At 44.9% G+C, this 17,842-nt stretch carries 16 protein-coding genes; 7 read left to right on the plus strand and 9 right to left on the minus strand.

What is annotated here, in order from left to right; all coding sequences use genetic code 11:
- From ACQ76V_RS14220 to ACQ76V_RS14235, 4 genes are all read right to left on the minus strand, one after another.
- A partial coding sequence (locus tag ACQ76V_RS14220) for an efflux RND transporter periplasmic adaptor subunit (protein ID WP_441001175.1) occupies positions 1 to 1,116 on the minus strand: 1,116 nt, incomplete at its 3' end.
- A 48-nt stretch (positions 1,117 to 1,164) separates the two neighbouring features.
- On the minus strand, positions 1,165 to 2,550 hold the full coding sequence (locus ACQ76V_RS14225; protein WP_441001176.1) for a TolC family protein: 1,386 nt from the start codon (positions 2,548 to 2,550) through the stop codon (positions 1,165 to 1,167).
- Between the two features lie 24 nt (positions 2,551 to 2,574).
- Positions 2,575 to 6,348, minus strand: a complete 3,774-nt coding sequence (locus tag ACQ76V_RS14230; protein ID WP_441001177.1) for an efflux RND transporter permease subunit — start codon at positions 6,346 to 6,348, stop codon at positions 2,575 to 2,577.
- A gap of 129 nt (positions 6,349 to 6,477) precedes the next feature.
- Positions 6,478 to 6,888 carry a hypothetical protein gene (locus tag ACQ76V_RS14235; protein ID WP_441001178.1) on the minus strand — a complete coding sequence of 137 codons (411 nt, stop codon included), beginning with the start codon at positions 6,886 to 6,888 and terminating at the stop codon, positions 6,478 to 6,480.
- A gap of 175 nt (positions 6,889 to 7,063) precedes the next feature.
- Here ACQ76V_RS14235 and ACQ76V_RS14240 point away from each other — a divergent pair, with 175 nt between their 5' ends.
- Both ACQ76V_RS14240 and ACQ76V_RS14245 read left to right on the plus strand, forming a co-directional pair.
- Positions 7,064 to 8,008 (plus strand): cobalamin-binding protein, encoded by a 945-nt coding sequence (locus ACQ76V_RS14240; protein WP_441001179.1) that lies wholly within the window; start codon positions 7,064 to 7,066, stop codon positions 8,006 to 8,008.
- Positions 8,005 to 8,730, plus strand: coding sequence for an SDR family NAD(P)-dependent oxidoreductase (locus tag ACQ76V_RS14245; protein WP_441001180.1), 726 nt, complete (start codon positions 8,005 to 8,007; stop codon positions 8,728 to 8,730). Before ACQ76V_RS14240 ends, ACQ76V_RS14245 begins: the two co-directional genes overlap by 4 nt.
- Before the next feature lie 48 nt (positions 8,731 to 8,778).
- Here ACQ76V_RS14245 and ACQ76V_RS14250 read toward each other — a convergent pair whose 3' ends face one another.
- Both ACQ76V_RS14250 and ACQ76V_RS14255 read right to left on the minus strand, forming a co-directional pair.
- A complete protein-coding gene (locus ACQ76V_RS14250; protein WP_441001181.1) occupies positions 8,779 to 9,564 on the minus strand; it encodes a hypothetical protein in 786 nt (261 codons plus the stop codon).
- Complete coding sequence (locus tag ACQ76V_RS14255; RefSeq protein WP_441001182.1) at positions 9,548 to 10,189, minus strand: hypothetical protein; 642 nt, start codon at positions 10,187 to 10,189, stop codon at positions 9,548 to 9,550. The genes ACQ76V_RS14250 and ACQ76V_RS14255 overlap by 17 nt, the downstream gene beginning before the upstream one ends.
- Before the next feature lie 69 nt (positions 10,190 to 10,258).
- On the opposite strand from ACQ76V_RS14255, the gene ACQ76V_RS14260 reads away from it, so the two are divergent.
- Positions 10,259 to 10,726 carry an NUDIX domain-containing protein gene (locus ACQ76V_RS14260; RefSeq protein WP_441001183.1) on the plus strand — a complete coding sequence of 156 codons (468 nt, stop codon included), beginning with the start codon at positions 10,259 to 10,261 and terminating at the stop codon, positions 10,724 to 10,726.
- Here the strand turns inward: ACQ76V_RS14260 and ACQ76V_RS14265 are convergent.
- A complete protein-coding gene (locus tag ACQ76V_RS14265; protein ID WP_441001184.1) occupies positions 10,720 to 12,591 on the minus strand; it encodes a serine hydrolase domain-containing protein in 1,872 nt (623 codons plus the stop codon). The genes ACQ76V_RS14260 and ACQ76V_RS14265 overlap by 7 nt on opposite strands.
- 190 nt (positions 12,592 to 12,781) lie before the next feature.
- On the opposite strand from ACQ76V_RS14265, the gene ACQ76V_RS14270 reads away from it, so the two are divergent.
- On the plus strand, positions 12,782 to 13,381 hold the full coding sequence (locus ACQ76V_RS14270; RefSeq protein ID WP_441001185.1) for a DJ-1/PfpI family protein: 600 nt from the start codon (positions 12,782 to 12,784) through the stop codon (positions 13,379 to 13,381).
- 104 nt (positions 13,382 to 13,485) lie between these two features.
- On the opposite strand, the gene ACQ76V_RS14275 is transcribed toward ACQ76V_RS14270, so the two are convergent.
- Complete coding sequence (locus ACQ76V_RS14275; RefSeq protein WP_441001186.1) at positions 13,486 to 14,007, minus strand: fasciclin domain-containing protein; 522 nt, start codon at positions 14,005 to 14,007, stop codon at positions 13,486 to 13,488.
- Between the two features lie 192 nt (positions 14,008 to 14,199).
- A complete protein-coding gene (locus ACQ76V_RS14280) occupies positions 14,200 to 14,754 on the minus strand; it encodes a fasciclin domain-containing protein (protein WP_441001187.1) in 555 nt (184 codons plus the stop codon).
- A 614-nt stretch (positions 14,755 to 15,368) separates the two neighbouring features.
- Here ACQ76V_RS14280 and ACQ76V_RS14285 point away from each other — a divergent pair.
- The 3 genes from ACQ76V_RS14285 to ACQ76V_RS14295 are packed head-to-tail and all read left to right on the plus strand — an operon-like array spanning position 15,369 to position 17,829.
- Entirely contained in the window at positions 15,369 to 15,803 is a 435-nt protein-coding gene (locus tag ACQ76V_RS14285) for a DoxX family protein (RefSeq protein WP_441001188.1), read from the plus strand.
- Between the two features lie 25 nt (positions 15,804 to 15,828).
- Positions 15,829 to 16,827, plus strand: a complete 999-nt coding sequence (locus tag ACQ76V_RS14290; RefSeq protein WP_441001189.1) for a YncE family protein — start codon at positions 15,829 to 15,831, stop codon at positions 16,825 to 16,827.
- Between the two features lie 9 nt (positions 16,828 to 16,836).
- Entirely contained in the window at positions 16,837 to 17,829 is a 993-nt protein-coding gene (locus ACQ76V_RS14295; protein WP_441001190.1) for a zinc-dependent alcohol dehydrogenase family protein, read from the plus strand.
- The last annotated feature ends 13 nt before the right edge of the window (positions 17,830 to 17,842 follow it).

Here is a 17,842-nt window from a genome sequence, read left to right on the forward strand (position 1 = left end):
AACCGGCTGACCATTCACTGTCCTTTGTACATATACCACCGACCGTTCCCCAGTCCACAGCACTGCTGATTTTGGGATGAGCGTTTGCTCTTTTCCATCAGCTATTTCTGATGAAATAATACCTTCTGCAAGCATCTGCGGCTTCAGGTGTCGATCAGGATTGGGAACCTCTGCCCGGACGGTGGCTGTTCGCGACTGCGGATCCAAGGTGGGATCGATATATGTAACTTCACCTTCAAATGTTTCCCCGGGATAGGCTTCAACCGTAAATGACACTTCATTGCCTTCCGACAATCCGGCCAGATCACGCTCATAAACTTCGAAGGTTACCCAAACCTTTGAAAGATTCGCAATTTCATACATCACGGTTCCCTCCATCACATGATCCTGCTCCGAGATATTTCGTTTTAGCACATATCCCTCGGCGGGCGATACTATATCGAGCTCATTAATAACTTCACCACTATTCTCAATTTTTTGAATTTCTTCTTCGGGCAGCTCCCACAGCTCCAGCTTTCGTCGAGTCGATTGATAAAGAGCGGGATTGCTTGCCTTATGCTTTTGCGTTTCAAGAAGTTCGCGCTGAGCCGACAATAGCTGCGGAGAATAAATCGATGCCAGCCGTTCTCCCTGTTGAATTCGAGCTCCGGTATAATCAACATAAAGCTGGGTAATACGACCGGGAAAATGGGCTGTCACATTTGATACGCGCCGCTCATCCACTGCAATTTTGCCCGGCATTCGTACTTTCTTAACCGCAGTTCCTTTAACAACTTCTGTGGTCTGAATATCGGCCAGTCGGGCAGCGGCTTTAGTCATTTTTAGTTCGTAATCACTTTCTCCGGAGCTACTCTCAGTATCGGACCTATCTGCCGGAATAAGTTCCATCCCGCAAATCGGGCAATTACCCGGTTCTGATTGTCGCACGCTGGGATGCATGCTGCAAGTGTATACGACTTCGCCCTGTTCGTTGGTGTGCGATTCTTCAATATGCTCATCCATGCCTTGCGACTGATTAGCTGATGACCCTCCAAAAATAAGCCATCCTAATAGGAGTCCCGTCAGCAACAATCCAATGATTCGTGCTATTTGCTTTAATTTTTTTGATGTTTTCATAGTTTTATTTTTTGCTGGGGCGTATTGCCATACACCCTTACATTTCAGTTAATTTGTTATTTGAACTTCTTCGGGATCCGTATTGTGCTTGCCGTACAAATATTCAATGCGTGACACTGCTGTGTTTAGGTCGACCAAGGCCTGTTGACGGGCAAGCTCATAATCCAATAATTTGCGCTGCAATCGCAACAGTTCCTCAAAATCTGTTGCCGATGTTGAATACTGTTCGGTCAAAATATCAAGGGTCTGCTGAGTACGCTGAATCTGAATATCCTTGTAAAGATTCAGTCGTCGCTGACCATCATGATAATCTCTTAATGCCTGACTGAGCTGTGTTAATATCCGATTTTCTACACTCTGCTGTCGGTCTTGTACCGATCGCAGTTGAATCTGAGCCTGCTTTTCTTTCGCTCGATACTTCTTCCGATACAATGGAACCTGAACCCCCACGCGAGCAAGAATCGCATCCTGGCCGTTATCTGCGAGCGCCATATCGCGTTCACCGGTGATCAGATAATCGACGCCAATCCCAAACTTTGGCATCCCTTCTTTTTGTGCGGCTTTAATGGAACTCTGCGCCGACGACGCTTCAAAATCAATTTTTGACAATTTCGGATTCTGAAGCAGCACCGCCTGCTCTAATTCACTCTTTGACATCTGCAACAGTTTGCCCTGCAAACTGTCCGCAATTACTACACGGGCGTCGGGCGGACGATTAAGCCGTTCATTAAACTCCTGTAATGCCACCTGGCGATTGTCTTTTTGCAGCTCCAGTCTTGATTTTAAATCCTCTTTCTCTATCTGGACACGCAGGACATCCGCCTGTCCAACCTGGTTGGTCTCATATTTCTGCGTAGCCAGCGACTCAAAAATATCCAGAAGCGCTATGTTTTCCTTCAGAATCTGGATAGCCTCCTCAACCCGATAAAGCTCAAACCAGCTTTTTTGAACCTCATAAAACAAGGTATTCCGTGCATCCTGAAAAGCCTCAAACCGGGCTTTTGCCTTCTGTGTAGCTGCTTCACCACGGGCTCCAAGCGTACCAAACCAGGGAAACATCTGCGTAACGCCAAAACGGGCCTGTTGCGGACCTACGCGCGTTTCAATCGGATTGATGAAATACCCAAAAGATAATTCCGGATCAGGTAGCGCACTTACTTGTGGCGATTGTTGTAGAGCCGACAAATATTGCCGGTATTGAGCTCTAAGATCAGGATTATTTTGGGCGGCCTGTCGCAGGTACTGCTCGATCTGAACGTTGCTCGTATCTGCCTGTTGACCCATTACAAATAATGGAATAATCATAATTGTCAATAATATGATCATCCCCTTTAACCCTCCTTCAAAGGGGGACTTGATAGTAGCTATATCTCGTTCCGATAACCCACTTTGGAATAAGATGGATACTGTTAGAATCTCAATAAACTTCATCATTTTGAATCTCTTAGGAATTATCATTTAAACCTCACTTGTTTCTGCCTGCTGTTTCAGCTTCCACTCTTGCCACATGGCATAAAGCACCGGTACTACAAACAGTGTGATGATCTGCAAGAACATCCCACCCACGCTGGGGATCGCCATCGGCACCATAATATCCGCGCCGCGTCCCGTAGAGGTGAGCACGGGAATCAGGGCCAGTATGGTTGTAGCTGTGGTCATCATAGTGGGGCGAATACGCCGGCCGGCCGCCTCTTCTACAGCCAATTTTATCTCCTGCAGTGTCCCGGGCTTGTCGCGGTCAAACACCTGATCCAGATAGGTAGCCATCACTACTCCCCCCTCGGCAGCAATACCAAAGAGCGCAATAAAGCCAACCCATACGGCGATACTTAAGTTCACGGTTCCCATCTGGAACAGCTCACGCATATTGGTTCCAAACATGCTGAAATCCATAAACCAGCCCTGCCCATACAACCAAACGAGAATAAATCCACCGGCCCAGGCCACAAAAATACTACTGAAGATCATCATGGAGGTCGGCACTGATTTAAACTGGAAATAGATGATCAGAAATATCAGCAGCAGGGCAATAGGCAGAATAATAGCCAGTCGCTTGGAAGCTCGCACCTGATTTTCATAATTACCGGCAAACTCGTAGCTAATTCCCGGCGGTACTGTTAGATTTCCGGTGCTGATCTGCTCATTCAGATAATTTTGCGCATTTTCAACGGCATCAACCTCAGCGATGGAATCCTCACTGTCAAAAATCACATAGCCCACTAAAAAAGTGTCCTCGCTTTTGATCGCCTGCGGTCCCTGACGGTAACGGATCTCTGCCAGCTGTCCCAACGGCACTTGTGATCCCATAGCTGTAGGCACCAGCATTCGTTTAATCTTCTCCGGGTCGTCGCGCTGCTCACGGGCATAGCGCACCCGTACCGGATACCGTTCTCGTCCTTCCACGGTATTGGTTAACTGAATGCCGCCCAGAGCTACCTCCAGGTAATGCTGAACAGCTTGCATCGACAACCCATAACGAGCTATCTTTTGTCTATTGACATCTATTTCCAGGTACGGTTTACCAACGATGCGATCCGCAAAAACCGAGGAGGGCTTGATGCCGGGAACCTGCTGGAGTTCTTCCTCAAGACGAAGCCCAAAATCTTCAATGGTCTGCAGATTCGGTCCCTTCACCTTGATGCCCATCGGTGCCCGCATCCCCGACTGCAACATAATCTGCCGCGTTTGAATAGGCTGCAGCTTGGGCGCGGAGGTCGTACCCGGAATATTGGCTGCTTCTACGATTTCATCCCAAATATCATCGGGCGACTGTATATGATCGCGCCACTGCCGGTAATACTGTCCATCAGCATCGGGAATAAGATCACCATTATCACTGCGGACAAAATTCCCATCAGAGTCCGTACGAAATCGAATGCGATGCCCGTCTTCATTGGTTTTATACTCTGTTTTATAGGTGATGATATTCTCAAACATGGAGATGGGAGCCGGATCCAACGCTGATTCGGTGCGCCCCATTTTTCCCACAACCGTTTCCACCTCGGGAATGGAGGCAACGCGCATATCCAACTTCTGCATCACATCTTTGGCTTCTTCCATGCCGGCATGGGGCATTGTTGTCGGCATCAACAAATAAGAACCTTCGTCCAATGGCGGCATAAACTCTTCGCCCAGACCCGGGAAGGTGGACTCGGCTGCCCGCCATGCAGAAGTGTTTTCAATATTGAGACCAACGGAGTTGAATCCACTGGCTACAAAGCCAAACACTCCAGAAAATCCAAGCCAGATAACCATGGCCAATACGATCAGTGATGTGGGGATCGACAAAAACAGTTTTTTGTTCGTCAGACACCAATCCAAAATAGGACGGTAAAAATAAATGACCAGCCAGAAACTACCCATAACAACCGTGAGTAACAGTGCTACCGTGATAAAGTTGCCGGCAAAAGAAACACCCGGTCCCAACGGCAGCCATTCTCCGGTGAGTAACCATGCAACCCCTACTACAATCAAACTCATATTCAAAGTTGGCAACCACTGTTGATATCGATCATCACGAACAAACAGAGCCGCGCCGTTTATCAATCCAAAACCAATAAGAACAACCCCGGCCCAAGTCATCACATTTATAGCAACAAACAACCCGCCGAGAATTAACAAGGCGTTCCAGGCTATTTTAAGCGGGCGTTTTTTAATTTTGATAGAGAAAAACCAGTGAGCAAACGGAGGGATAAGCGTAATCACAATAATAATTGCTGCCACAAGCGCAAAGGTTTTGGTGAATGCCAGCGGACGGAACAGCTTTCCCTCGGCGGCAATCATTGTAAAGACGGGGAGAAAACTAACGATCGTCATGGTGATTGCCGTAATGATGGCGTGTGCCACCTCGCTGGAGGCCCGATAAATGACCTCGAGCAGCGACTCATCGGGATCGGCCCGATCCATATGCTGCAACATATTCTCTGAGAGTACGATCCCCATATCCACAATAGTACCGATGGCAATGGCGATCCCCGACAGAGATACAATATTGGCATCCACTCCGGCCAGTTTCATGGCAATAAATGTCATCAATACCGCAACGGGAAGCATCCCGGAAATCAGAATAGACGTCCGCAGATTGAGAACCATCACCACAATTACAATAATGGTAATAAGCACCTCCAGCGTAAGCGCCTCTTCGAGCGTGCCAAGGGTTTCCTGAATCAGCGTGCTTCGATCGTAAAAAGGAACAATAGAAACTTTTGATTCCGTACCGTCATCCAATGTTTTGGAGGGCAGCCCCGGCCCAATTTCTTTGATCTTGGCTTTTACATTTTCAATGACCTGCATGGGATTGGCACCCTCACGGGCCGTAACAACGGCTCCCACCACTTCGGCTCCGCCCTTGTCAAGAGCCCCGCGCCGCAGTGAAGGGCCGCGGCTGACATTCGCAATTTCGCTGATGCGCACGGGCGTATTTTCGACCACTTTCACCACGGCCTGCTCGAGGTCTTCCATATTTTCGATGTACCCGAGCCCACGGACCAAGTACTCCACATTATTCATCTCAATAGTTCGTGCACCGACCTCAGCGTTACTTTCTTTTACTGCCTTGAACACCTCCGTCATGGAAATGCCGTATTCCTGCATCTTCTCGGGATCTACGTCAACCTGATATTCGCTGACATAACCGCCGATGGGTGCCACTTCTGCCACGCCTTCAACAGCTGACAAACCGTATCCCACATAGAAATCCTGGATACTTCTTAACTCCTGCAGGTCCCATCCACCGGTGGCATTACCCTCACTGTCTCGTCCTTCGAGCGTATACCAGAAAATCTGTCCCAACCCGGTCGCATCCGGACCCAGCGATGGCTGCACGCCCTGCGGTAGCGTTCCCGAGGGTAATGAATTGAGCTTTTCAAGGATACGCGATCGACTCCAGTAGAAATCGACATCCTCCTCAAAAATCACATAGATACTTGAAGTGCCCATCATGGAGCTGCTTCGCACCGTTTTGACCCCCGGCACGGTTAACAGTTGCGTGGTAAGCGGATAGGTTATTTGGTCTTCCACATCCTGCGGCGAACGGCCGGGCCAGGAGGTATAAACAATCTGCTGATTTTGTCCCAGATTGGGAATAGCATCTACTGCTACGGGATCCTGAGGCAGTATATCGATATCCCAGGAAAAAGGAGCTACGGCAATACCCCAAACGACCACCCCCAATAGAAGCAGAACAGCGATTAATTTATTTTCAAGAAAGAAACGTATGGTTTTGTCGAGCATTGAATTAGCGATAAATTATTTGACCAATGAAAATGAACACGCAATACGTGGCAATACAGATATAACCATATTTCGTAATGCGTAGGTTTGCCTGAAAAATAATTCAGGCTAAGAAAGGGTGGCCAATCGCTAATTCAGAAAAGCGCTGTTCATCAAAAAGAGAGGGGGCGCATTATAGTCAGTTACGGATTTATCCCTATGTGGGACGGGATAATCGGTTTCCAGTGGTTGGGTTTCGATTTCATCAGTCAGTTCTGCAACAACAAGACTTTTGATATGTTGCATGACGGCCGGCGTATCAGACTGTGGACTGTCAACAACCTGCTCGCAGAATGATAGCATCACACAATCAGCAGCACCCGCCTGTTCATGATGATCCATCTCGGAGCCATCACAACATCCGTGCACGCCCTGTCCTACCATGCCCATATCGCAATACAAATTAACGGCCGATGCAGCCGCAGGCAGCAATATATTGCTTGCAAGCAAAAAGAGTGTAAACACTGCTGCAAGCCGGTATGTCTTCTTTAGAGTAGGCAAATTGTTATCTTATGACTTTCAAAAATCGAAATTTAATATAGGTAATTTATTTGCTATAGTTCAATTTACAAATCATTGATACGACAAACTTTTAAGGAAGACAGTGTTTGGAATAACCAAAATTCCCTATTTTATTTTGCGATCCCAACTGTAACCACATTTAAAGACATCAACTATGCGAATTATTTCCCTTTTACCAAGCACCACAGAAATTGTAGCAGCGCTTGGCAAAAAGGATGAGCTTGTCGGCCGATCCCATGAATGTAATTATCCTGATGGGATTGATCATCTCCCCTCCTGTACCGAACCGAAATTCAATCCCGATGGAAGTAGTTATGAAATTGACCAACGGGTGAAAGCACTTTTGCAGGAAGGGTTGTCGGTCTATCGCTTGGACGAAGAACAGCTGAAAGCCTTACAGCCGGATGTCATTCTAACCCAAGATCACTGCGAAGTGTGTGCGGCTTCCTTTAATGAGGTGAAAAAAGCAGTGCAATCCACCCTGGGTGCTAATGTTGAAGTAGTTTCGGTATCTCCCACCGATTTATCGAGCTGGGTACAGTCGATCCGAACGATCGCTCAAGCTATTGATGCTGAAGGAGCTGCCAACGAACTTACCGGCCGCATGAAATCAGAAATGCAGGAGATCCAGCAAAGAACCATTGAGCTTACTCCACCCAAAGTGCTTTCTATCGAGTGGATGGAGCCGCTTATGACGGCCGGCAACTGGATTCCCGAGCTGGTACAAGTTGCTGGCGGTATTCCCGTGGGCGCTGAGACAGGGAACCATTCACCTGAGATATCATGGAATACCGTTCAGCAACTCAATCCTGATATCATCACAATCATCCCCTGCGGATATTCTATCGATGAAACGCTTTCAGAAATTTCGGCACTTACTTCTCGTAATGGATGGGGTCAACTCCGCGCCGTCAAAAACAAACAGGTTTTTATCGCTGACGGCGATCACTATTTCAACCGACCGGGACCTCGCCTCGTAGATTCCGCTCGCATACTGGCCCAAATCATCCATCCGTCGTTATTCCGAGAAGAAGAACATCCCGAATGGATTAACCTTGCCAAGCATCAATTTCGACAAACCATTAGCTCATTAGGATGACAAAAAAAGTAGCCATCATTGGAGCCACGTCCGGTATCGGTCGAGCACTGGCTGTGGAAATGCACAACCGTGGATATACCATTGGAGCTACGGGCCGTCGGCTCGAGCGGCTCCAAGACCTCAAACAGCAACTCAATACCCGGATCTATACGCAGTTTATGGATGTGACGGAGCTTGATGATGCGGTCCATAAGCTCGATCAGCTAAAAAAAGATATGGGCGGACTCGATATCATCGTGCTCAATGCTGGCGTTTCAAACTATCAAAAAGACTCGGTGGGACGACAAGCTGACCTGCACGTGATTGATGTCAACGTTCGCGGTTTTGCGAACCTGGCCAGCTATAGCTTTAATCTATTTGAAGAACAGGGACATGGTCACATTGTGGGCATCTCATCGGTAGCCGGGCTTTTCGGATGGGGATTAAACATTCCCTATAACGCTTCCAAGTCGTTCGTTAACACTTACCTGCAGGGATATCGCCAAAAGGCTAATCATTCGGATGCAGATATTTATGTATCCACGATCATGCCCGGCTTTGTAGAGTCGGAAATGACAGAGGGTAAAAAAGATCTTTTCTGGGTACAGCCAACAGAAAAAGCGGCAACTCAGATTGGCGATGCCATTGAACGCAAAAAGAATGAAGTCTATATCACCAAGCGGTGGCGACTGGTGGGATGGTTTGTAAAACTGGTACCCAACTGGGTTTGGAATCGGATGTGACCTACAGCCTATCAAATGTATTAAATTTTACTGCGCTTAATCTATCCATTAAAGTACTGCAAACTCAAATTTGCTTGGTGGTATCACCACAAGATCTATCTGTACAGCCGCATCGGGAACTGCAACATCTATATCGGTTTTTAAATAATCACTTGTTCCGCGTATTCTAATGACGCTATCCGACTTTGTGGGTACTATGGCATAAGCATTTCTTTCTATCTGTGAATAACTCTCGAGGTCGGATAACTGCAAAGAACTTGCCTCACCGTTTGCCTGCGCTACCTCAAAACTACCGGCTCCGCCTCCATATCTGTGTGGCAAATGGTATCGTTCAAGCGCGTCATAACCCAACCTCAGTAGATCACTTCGAAGCACATCTTTTGCTTTATTTTCTGCAGTACTTTTCCACGTATTTTGGAAAACAACGCCTTTGATCACTGTTGTAGACACAACCTGCAGGCTGGCAACCACAAGCATTACCCCAACATACCATGCAACACTTTTCTTCAAAACGTCCTCCGATTCTCGGTCCTGATTTTTGATCTCTGCATACACCCAAAGCGAAGGTCCTACAACAAACGTCAACAGTATAGCCGCAAAAGCAGAGAGCCTTAAATTCCAGTAAGGAGCAGTAGCATCCTGAACAAACGTACTGTAGTCGACACCAGCGCTAAAAGCATCTATCGATAACAGAGTAACCACTGTTTTAGCCGAATTCCAAGGTTCCAAAATATACCAGTTGGCATAATTTGAACCCAGTACTCCTATCCCCAAGACCATTGCAGCCACAATAGCCCAGGGCAACCATCTGTATTTTTTAGTTTTGCCGCTCATAATCGATCCCCCTTGAGGTTAAAATTCCCTGCACCTGATATCGTCCTTTACGGCCCGAATAATTCGAAAAATCATCATTTTGACCTTTCAGATATGTTGATTCCCCAATCAACAAAACACTGTCTGCATTACTCTCTGCTATATACAGATAACGTGTTTGATCTTCATCTCTGCTTCCGAACTCAAACACTCCGTCATCTGTGATCAGCGAATCATAACATGAAGTAAAAAGGTCTCCAATTTTAGACTCCCTGTTCTCCTCTGCATGAAAATCACTCAATGTCTTGACCAAAGGTTCATGCATGTAATTATAAAGAATGTCCGCCTCGAGCCGACCGCGAATATTTTCAAGGCTTTCTTTTTGCCGCACGCTTCCTTCATAGCTAATTACTGCAGAGGAAATAGAAAACACAAACAGCACTATAAAAGTAACAGCTATGGCTTTTTTCTTCGTTGGTGATTGTATCTCTTTTAACCAGACCCCTAAGAACACCCCCAAATACAAAAAAGCTACGGTAGCACCGGCAATCACTGACGGCCACATACTGCCCGATTGCTCCAGTATAAAAAAAGCAACGGTCGTAAGAATAGCGCCCCCACTAATCCAAAAAAATATTTTTTTCATCCCACTTCCCCGATTTATTATTATTCTCTCAATCTTTAATTGTTGCTAACCAACTAATAATTATAAGTTTTGTCAAACATTAGCGCCGGCATACTGCTCTTTAACCGTAAACCAAGCTTAGAAGTACTGTTATCCCACCCGGGCGGCCCCTACTGGTGGGATAAAGACGAAGGGGCATGGTCAATCCCGAAGGGCGAAGTTGAAGGTGATGAAGATCTGCTGGATGCTGCCAAACGGGAATTCCAGGAAGAACTCGGTTTTATACCGGAAGGAAATTTTATTGAACTGGGATCTATAAAGCAGAAAGGGGGTAAAACCGTTTATTGCTGGGCAGTAGAATATCAGATTCCTGATGATTTTATTTTTGCCCCCAACAAATTCGAGATCGAATGGCCTCCGAATTCGGGAAAAACAGAAGCCTTTCCCGAAATCGACCGCATCGAATATTTTGGACCGTTTGAGGCACGCAAGAAGATCAATCCCGGCCAGCGCGAATTTATTAACCGCTTAATTGATTACTGCAGCCGAAATCAGTAAACCCATAAGCGCAGCCCCATCCAATCCCAGTAGATAAAAAATAGCGTAAAACCTATTAAAGTGACTGAAACAATTGAGAAGTAAATTTTCAGAGCCGGATGAATCTCTTTCTGCCAGCTACGCCAGCTCGTCCACAATGACCCCAAGGAGGTGATCCCAAAAAGATAAGTGGCTGTGGTAACCGTCATCGCTGCCAAAGTACGTTCACCAATAGTTAATAGCTCAATCTGTGAACCCCCTATTACTAAAAGACCGATACTGCATAATGCCGCAAACGGCCACCAGAAAAACCACTGATACGAAAACGGGGAATGCTTTGAACTGAATTTGCGATAACCTTCAAATGGGATCCAGAATACGTTGAACAACAATAAGGTCACCAATATCCCTAAACCACCGAAAAATACTCCGCGGTAGACATATTTTTTCCAACTCCCGTTTTTCACATAGAAATTACCGTTATGCTGCATTACTTTTCCATACTCTTCCGTATTCATAAAAAAGGTAGAGGCCATCGTTTTGTCCTTGCTGCGGAATTTATTATCCGAAACAGCTAAAAGCGGCTTGGGGGATTCCATAAATCCCTTAGTCCGCAGCGTATCCTCAGAAACTTGTACCGTCAAGCCATCTAACAACACGTGCAACGGCATAAATAGCTGATTGCGCGGACTGCGATGGGTATAATAACCTTCAAGTTCGTTAAGTTTTTCCACAAAAACATCTGCAGTAGGTTCAGGGTCTGGCTTGGGAATATTCTGCAGCAGAAACTTCGTTATTTCTCCTCGGATATCTCCGAATCCATTTGAACTATTCAGTAGTAATACATATCCCAAGTCATATTCGGGGAAATACATGTATTGAGAAATAAAACCATCAATGCCACCCGCATGATTTAGGTTCGGATATCCAACCATCTCAGAATTTGTAATTCCCATCCCATACCCCTTTGTAAACCCATGTTTAGCAGCGAGCGTTGTCTTTGTGGTCTCCATTCTCTTGAGCAAGCTGTCTGCAATAATTTTTTGCCCATCAAGTGAACCGTCATTTAGCAACAGTTGTACAAACTTTGCCATATCAGCTGGTGAGGAATGAAGCATGCCCGCCGGACGAAGGTAAATATGCTGATATTCAACCGGTTCATACTCCCCTTTATAACCTGTTGACAGTGCTTTTTTTACAGAATCGCTGTACGCGAATGAAGATTGCATCATACCCAGTGGTTTTAAAATGTTATCTCGCAGATAATCTTCATACGACTGACCGGTTACTTTTTCAATGATATAACCCGCCACCGCATAACCGGGATTCGAATAGGAGTACCGTGTTCCCGGTCGCCAGCGTACCTCTCGTGATTTGGGATTAATACTCAAAGCTTTTTTGAGCGAAACATTGGGACTATCCTGTGTATTATAAAACTCACTAAAGTGCATATCATCAAACCCTGCGGTATGCTCTAACAGATGTTTAACGCGTACGGGGTCCGTTTGCTGCCACGGATTTTTAATCTCCACCTCTGGAACCAGCTCCTGCACTTTGTCATTCAGATTCAGCGTACCTTCTTCCACAAGCTGCATGATCCCCATGGCCACAAATGTTTTCGATATAGATCCGACACGAAACAGATGATCAGCAGTGAGCGGTTTTTTATCCTCATATTCCGCATAGCCTATTCCGCCGGACCATATAACAGAGTCTTTATGCACCAAGGCAATACCTGCTCCCGGTATATTGTTCTCTCTCAATAATGAATCCACTGTCACCTTCAGGGAATCAATATCTTTACCTATTGATTCTTCCTGTGTTTGTTTTGCAAAAATATCACCAGTAGAAAAGCCAAAAATTATCAACGAAAATGCAACCAACATCTTTTACTCATATCGTATACTATTTTATCTCCATCTAAATTCTTAGTCAGCTATAAGTACGTCTATCAAATTTCATTGTTACATTCAGATTAATGAATCAGAACGCTGATTATCTATCTGAAGTTATTACATTAGATAAGGTACAAAAACGACGATAACACTATTAATCTTAACAAATCAGAGATTTATTATGGCTGGAAAAAAATTATTGATGCTCGTAGGCGATTTTGGTGAAGATTATGAAATCATGGTGCCTTTTCAGGCACTGCAGGCTGTTGGGCATACGGTACATGCCGTTTGCCCAAACAAAAAGAAAGGAGACACGGTAAAAACGGCCATCCACGATTTTGAAGGTGACCAAACTTACTCCGAAAAACCGGGACACAACTTTGCCCTCAATGCTACTTTTGATAATGTAGACCCCGCCGACTATGATGGGTTGGTTGTTGCCGGTGGACGTGCTCCGGAATACCTCCGCCGAGAAGACGGCGTATTGAATATGGTTCGTCACTTTTTTGAGGAAGATAAGCCGGTAGCAGCTATCTGTCACGGACTCCAAATTTTATCCGCGGCTGATGTCATCAACGGTAAAACCTTAACCGCTTACCCGGCCTGCGGACCCGAAATGGAAGCCGCCGGAGCCAACTATAAAGATGTTGAACCAACAGAAGTTGTTGTTGATGGCAAGCTCGTTACCTCTCCTGCCTGGCCGGGACATCCCAAGTGGATAAGTGCATTCCTCGATGTACTGGGTACTAAAATTACGCACAGAGAAAAGGCAACGGCCTAATCGAACGACCATCCAATTAATTCAAACAAAAAAAGCGAGGAGTAACAAAACTCCTCGCTTTTTTTAAATGACTTTGCAAAAACCACGGTAATGATTCAGTTCAATTAATTTTCTGACTTCTTATTATCCGATGGCATCAGCACGGCATCAACGATATGCACCACACCATTAGCAGCTTCAACATCTGCCTTTGCTACTTTGGCGCCGTTTATCATTGCTCCGTCAGATAACGAAACCTTGAGTTTATTACCTTGAACGGTTTCTACCATTTGACCATCCTTCAGATCGGAAGACATAATTTTACCGGAAACCACATGGTAAGTTAAAATACTCTGCAGCTGCCCTTTGTTTTCTTCTTTCAGCAACATATCCAGCGTACCATCCGGCAAATTACTGAATGCTTGATTAGTAGGTGCAAAGACTGTGAATGGGCCTTCCCCATTCAGGGTTTCAACCAAATCAGCGGCCTTAACAGCCGTTACTAACGTTGAAAGCTGATCGGTATCCTGCGCAATGGATACAATTTTATTATGGTGATCCCCATGATTATTTATCTCAGGATGCTCTGTAAATGCCAGCAACACAACGGAAACCAGCACAAATGCAATAATTCTTGAAAGCTTCATAATTAGATTCTATTTTAGTTATGGATTGTGAGTTGCAAAACATTCTAATTCAATGTTTTGCATTGTGATCAACTAACGCTATAACATTGATCACCATTCATATTGGCCGGAGATATTTTTCTCCGGCCTTTTTTATTTATGAACGAATGGAAAGATCCTTAACCGCAAGATTCCCCTCCTTAGATTAATGGGTTAATTCTTAATTCCCATTACTTCCATATCTGCAGGAGTAACGATTCTATCTATAATATGAATCACTCCATTTGATGCTGTAATATCTGCTTCAGAGACAACAGCATTATTAACCATAACTTTATTCATTGCTTCGGCCTCATCACCCATGTATTCATCCGCAGTACTCTGCTGAGACGTAATTTTTAACTGGGTCCCTTCTAAGGTCTCAATCATGGTCTCCGATCCAATATCACTTGCATAGATTTCTCCGGCCACGACATGATATTTGAGAATTTTACTGAGCTCTTCTTTATTCTCGGCTTTCAGCAAATCTTCGAGCTTGCCTTCGGGTAAATTATCAAAGGCTTTGTTCGTAGGAGCAAATACCGTATAAGGCCCATCCCCTTTAAAGACATCAACCAAATCAGCCGCTTTCAAAGCCGTTAATAACGTTGATAGATCCTTGTTTTCGGCTACATTGTCCGCTATTGTTTTATCGGGATTTAACATTGAGGTAAATGCTAACATCGTTAGCGATACTACCAGTAACAATATAATTTTCAAAGTTTTCATAATGTTTAACCATAAGTTAATTGTTCGTTATAATACCATTGTATGTTGATTGAACTATCCAACATTCAATGATTATTTTATGGTTTAACTACCTGTAAAACATACAGTTCCCACGGTACATTAAAGACTGTGTTTTACCCCTCAACCTCTGAGGAGATTACATTACAAAGTTCTCCACTTATACCTTATGTCAATATTTTAAACAGATTAGTTTCTGTTAAAACAGACCGTTAATTCTCTCTGTATTTCTCACATTTTTTCACAATGTAACAACGGTTTTATTCAAAAATCGTGTTCGCTAATACCGGTTGGGAACAAATGAGGAACTACCAAACCATATAGTCTGTCGACATAAACACGACTTGTATTAATATTTATAATTATTAAATAACAAAGGGTGGAACGGTTCGATATTATTAGAAAAGATTGTATAATATTTATGATTCTGACATATAATAGTAGCTACCAATGAGACGGTTTTTTCTAACCTTGTTCCAAAATCATCATAAAGCCGGAACTTAAATCAACGATATCAGGTATTCCTTCAACTATATCTTACGGTCTAAACCTATTTTCACAGACACGTCTAACCTGCTATAAATGGATATTTACTGATGACCCCAAACTATAAAAAAGGCAACTACCGCAATATCGGACTATTAATTATTCGTATCGGCCTTGGTATTATGTTTATCCTGCATGGTTACCCCAAAATGTTTGGCGGGCCGGATACTTGGGTTGAGGTTGGTTCGGCCATGCAGTATTTGGGGATTGATTTTGCACCCATGTTCTTTGGATTTATGGCCGGAGTCACTGAGTTTTTTGGAGGCATATTTTTAATCGGCGGCCTGTTTTTTACACCTAGTGTAATCTTCCTTTTTATTGTGATGCTGGTAGCGACCATACAACATGTTGGCGCCGGTGATGACTTTGTGAGCTATTCTCACAGCATCGAGATTGCCATCGTTATGGCCGGATTGCTTTTCATAGGTCCCGGCAGATACAGTCTCGATCGAAAGCTGCAAAAAAGGAACAGACGTCTTTATTAAATGAAATAAATATTTCCATCATGTCATGACACGATATACCATCATATTATTTTCCCTGCTCATTAGCTTTTTTCCTTATCAACCTGAACAAAAAACCGAAGGCTCCCTGCTTGTTCTCAACAAAGCAGCACATTCTGCCTGGCAACTTGATGCCTCCAGCGGTGACAAAATAGCTGAATATCCCACTGGAGTAGCTCCGCATGAAGTCGCCGTATCCCCAAATAAAAAGCGAGCGCTGATCACTAACTACGGGGATCAGCATCCCGGCAATTCCCTAACGGTGATCAATCTTAAAAACAGGAAGGTAAGCAAGACAATTTCACTCGGTACCTTTACAAGACCGCATGGCGTTGAATGGTTTTCGGATAACAAACGAGCAATTGTTACGGTTGAAAATCAACAATCTGTAATTATTGTAGATATTGATAACGGTGAAATACTCCAGTCTGTAAAAACCAATCAGAAAGTATCTCACATGGTATCGCTTGGACCAAACGAAGCAATTGCCTATGTCACGAATCTTGGCTCGGGATCCGTAAGTATCTTAGATCTAAAACAAGAAAAAAATATTAAAACGCTGGACACCAGCGACGGCACCGAGGGGGTCGTTGTTGTACCCAGCAGTAACGAAGTTTGGATCACCAACAGAAGTGCTAACACCATTTCTGTGCTCGATATTGAAACTGCTGCTCTTACCCACAGTTTTACCAGTACCGCCTTTCCCATCCGTGCTGAGCTTTCAAATAATGAGCAATGGGTAGCTGTTTCGAACGCAAAGTCCAGCCAAATCTCCATTTTTGATGTGGAGTCAAAAATACAGATCCGGAAAATATCTACGCTCAAAGATCAAAAAATGGGTATGCCTATTGGGCTCACCTTTTCGGATGATGATCGCCAACTGTATGTCTCAAACAGTGAGCAAAATAATGTTTCTGTGATCAATACCGAGAGTTGGACCCTTACCAATACTTTCCCCACAGATGATACCCCAGATGGCATTGCATACATATCAGCAAAAAAATAGCCCGTAGTTATGAAAGCAATGGTTTTACATACCATCGGTGATCCATTAGAGCTTGAGGACCTTCCCGTGCCCCAGCCATCAGAAAATGAGCTTTTGATAAAAGTAAAAACGTGTGGCGTTTGTCGCACCGATCTGCATATTATTGACGGAGACCTTGAGCATCCCTCCCTGCCGCTTGTTCTGGGTCATCAAATTGTTGGCTCGGTTGAAGGTATAGGTACTAACGTATCAGGATTTTCAAAGGGAGATAAAGTGGGCGTCCCCTGGCTGGGGTACACCTGCGGAAAGTGTGAATTTTGTAATAATGGACAGGAGAATCTTTGTGATAATGCTCAGTTTACCGGTTATGATATCAACGGTGGCTTCGCCGAATATACCGCAGCCGATGCTCGTTTCTGTTTCCCCATCCCCAAAGAATATCCGGCCACTCAAGCCGCGCCCTTACTTTGTGCCGGACTAATCGGCTATCGTTCATTACGCAAGACAGACAACGCCAAGCGCCTGGGATTTTATGGGTTTGGTTCAGCAGCACATATTCTTAGCCAGGTAGCACATTATCAGGATAAAAAGGTATATTCATTTACCCGTCTCGGCGATACCAAAAGCCAACAGTTTGCTAAAAAATTGGGAGCGGTTTGGGCAGGAGATTCTGAAACACGGCCACCCGAGAAGTTAGATGCTGCCATCATTTTTGCTCCCGTAGGTCCGCTCGTTCCGCAAGCCTTGAAAGCCGTAAAAAAAGGAGGAAAGGTCGTCTGTGCGGGCATTCACATGAGTGATATCCCAAGCTTTCCATACAGCGATCTTTGGGAAGAACGATCCATTGAGTCGGTCGCCAACCTAACTCGTCGCGATGGCTCCGACTTTATGCAGCTGGCTCCTGAAGTTCCCGTCAAAACTCAAGTAACCACCTATCCCCTGACTGAAGCCAACAAAGCCCTCAAAGATTTACGAGCCGGTAACTTTGACGGGTCTGCGGTATTAACTATCGGTAAGGAGTAACTTTTGCTGGCAG

This window comes from Fodinibius sp. SL11 (genome assembly GCF_052060035.1).
Classification (GTDB): domain Bacteria; phylum Bacteroidota; class Rhodothermia; order Balneolales; family Balneolaceae; genus Fodinibius.

Excerpts from the sequence above, each read along its gene's own strand:
- ACQ76V_RS14225 (WP_441001176.1), bottom strand. The coding sequence starts at position 2,550 with ATGATGAAGTTTATTGAGATTCTAACAGTATCCATCTTATTCCAAAGT.
- ACQ76V_RS14230 (WP_441001177.1), bottom strand. The coding sequence starts at position 6,348 with ATGCTCGACAAAACCATACGTTTCTTTCTTGAAAATAAATTAATCGCT.
- ACQ76V_RS14240 (WP_441001179.1), top strand. The coding sequence starts at position 7,064 with ATGCGAATTATTTCCCTTTTACCAAGCACCACAGAAATTGTAGCAGCG.
- ACQ76V_RS14245 (WP_441001180.1), top strand. The coding sequence starts at position 8,005 with ATGACAAAAAAAGTAGCCATCATTGGAGCCACGTCCGGTATCGGTCGA.
- ACQ76V_RS14250 (WP_441001181.1), bottom strand. The coding sequence starts at position 9,564 with ATGAGCGGCAAAACTAAAAAATACAGATGGTTGCCCTGGGCTATTGTG.
- ACQ76V_RS14255 (WP_441001182.1), bottom strand. The coding sequence starts at position 10,189 with ATGAAAAAAATATTTTTTTGGATTAGTGGGGGCGCTATTCTTACGACC.
- ACQ76V_RS14265 (WP_441001184.1), bottom strand. The coding sequence starts at position 12,591 with ATGTTGGTTGCATTTTCGTTGATAATTTTTGGCTTTTCTACTGGTGAT.
- ACQ76V_RS14270 (WP_441001185.1), top strand. The coding sequence starts at position 12,782 with ATGGCTGGAAAAAAATTATTGATGCTCGTAGGCGATTTTGGTGAAGAT.
- ACQ76V_RS14275 (WP_441001186.1), bottom strand. The coding sequence starts at position 14,007 with ATGAAGCTTTCAAGAATTATTGCATTTGTGCTGGTTTCCGTTGTGTTG.
- ACQ76V_RS14280 (WP_441001187.1), bottom strand. The coding sequence starts at position 14,754 with ATGAAAACTTTGAAAATTATATTGTTACTGGTAGTATCGCTAACGATG.
- ACQ76V_RS14285 (WP_441001188.1), top strand. The coding sequence starts at position 15,369 with ATGACCCCAAACTATAAAAAAGGCAACTACCGCAATATCGGACTATTA.
- ACQ76V_RS14290 (WP_441001189.1), top strand. The coding sequence starts at position 15,829 with ATGACACGATATACCATCATATTATTTTCCCTGCTCATTAGCTTTTTT.
- ACQ76V_RS14295 (WP_441001190.1), top strand. The coding sequence starts at position 16,837 with ATGAAAGCAATGGTTTTACATACCATCGGTGATCCATTAGAGCTTGAG.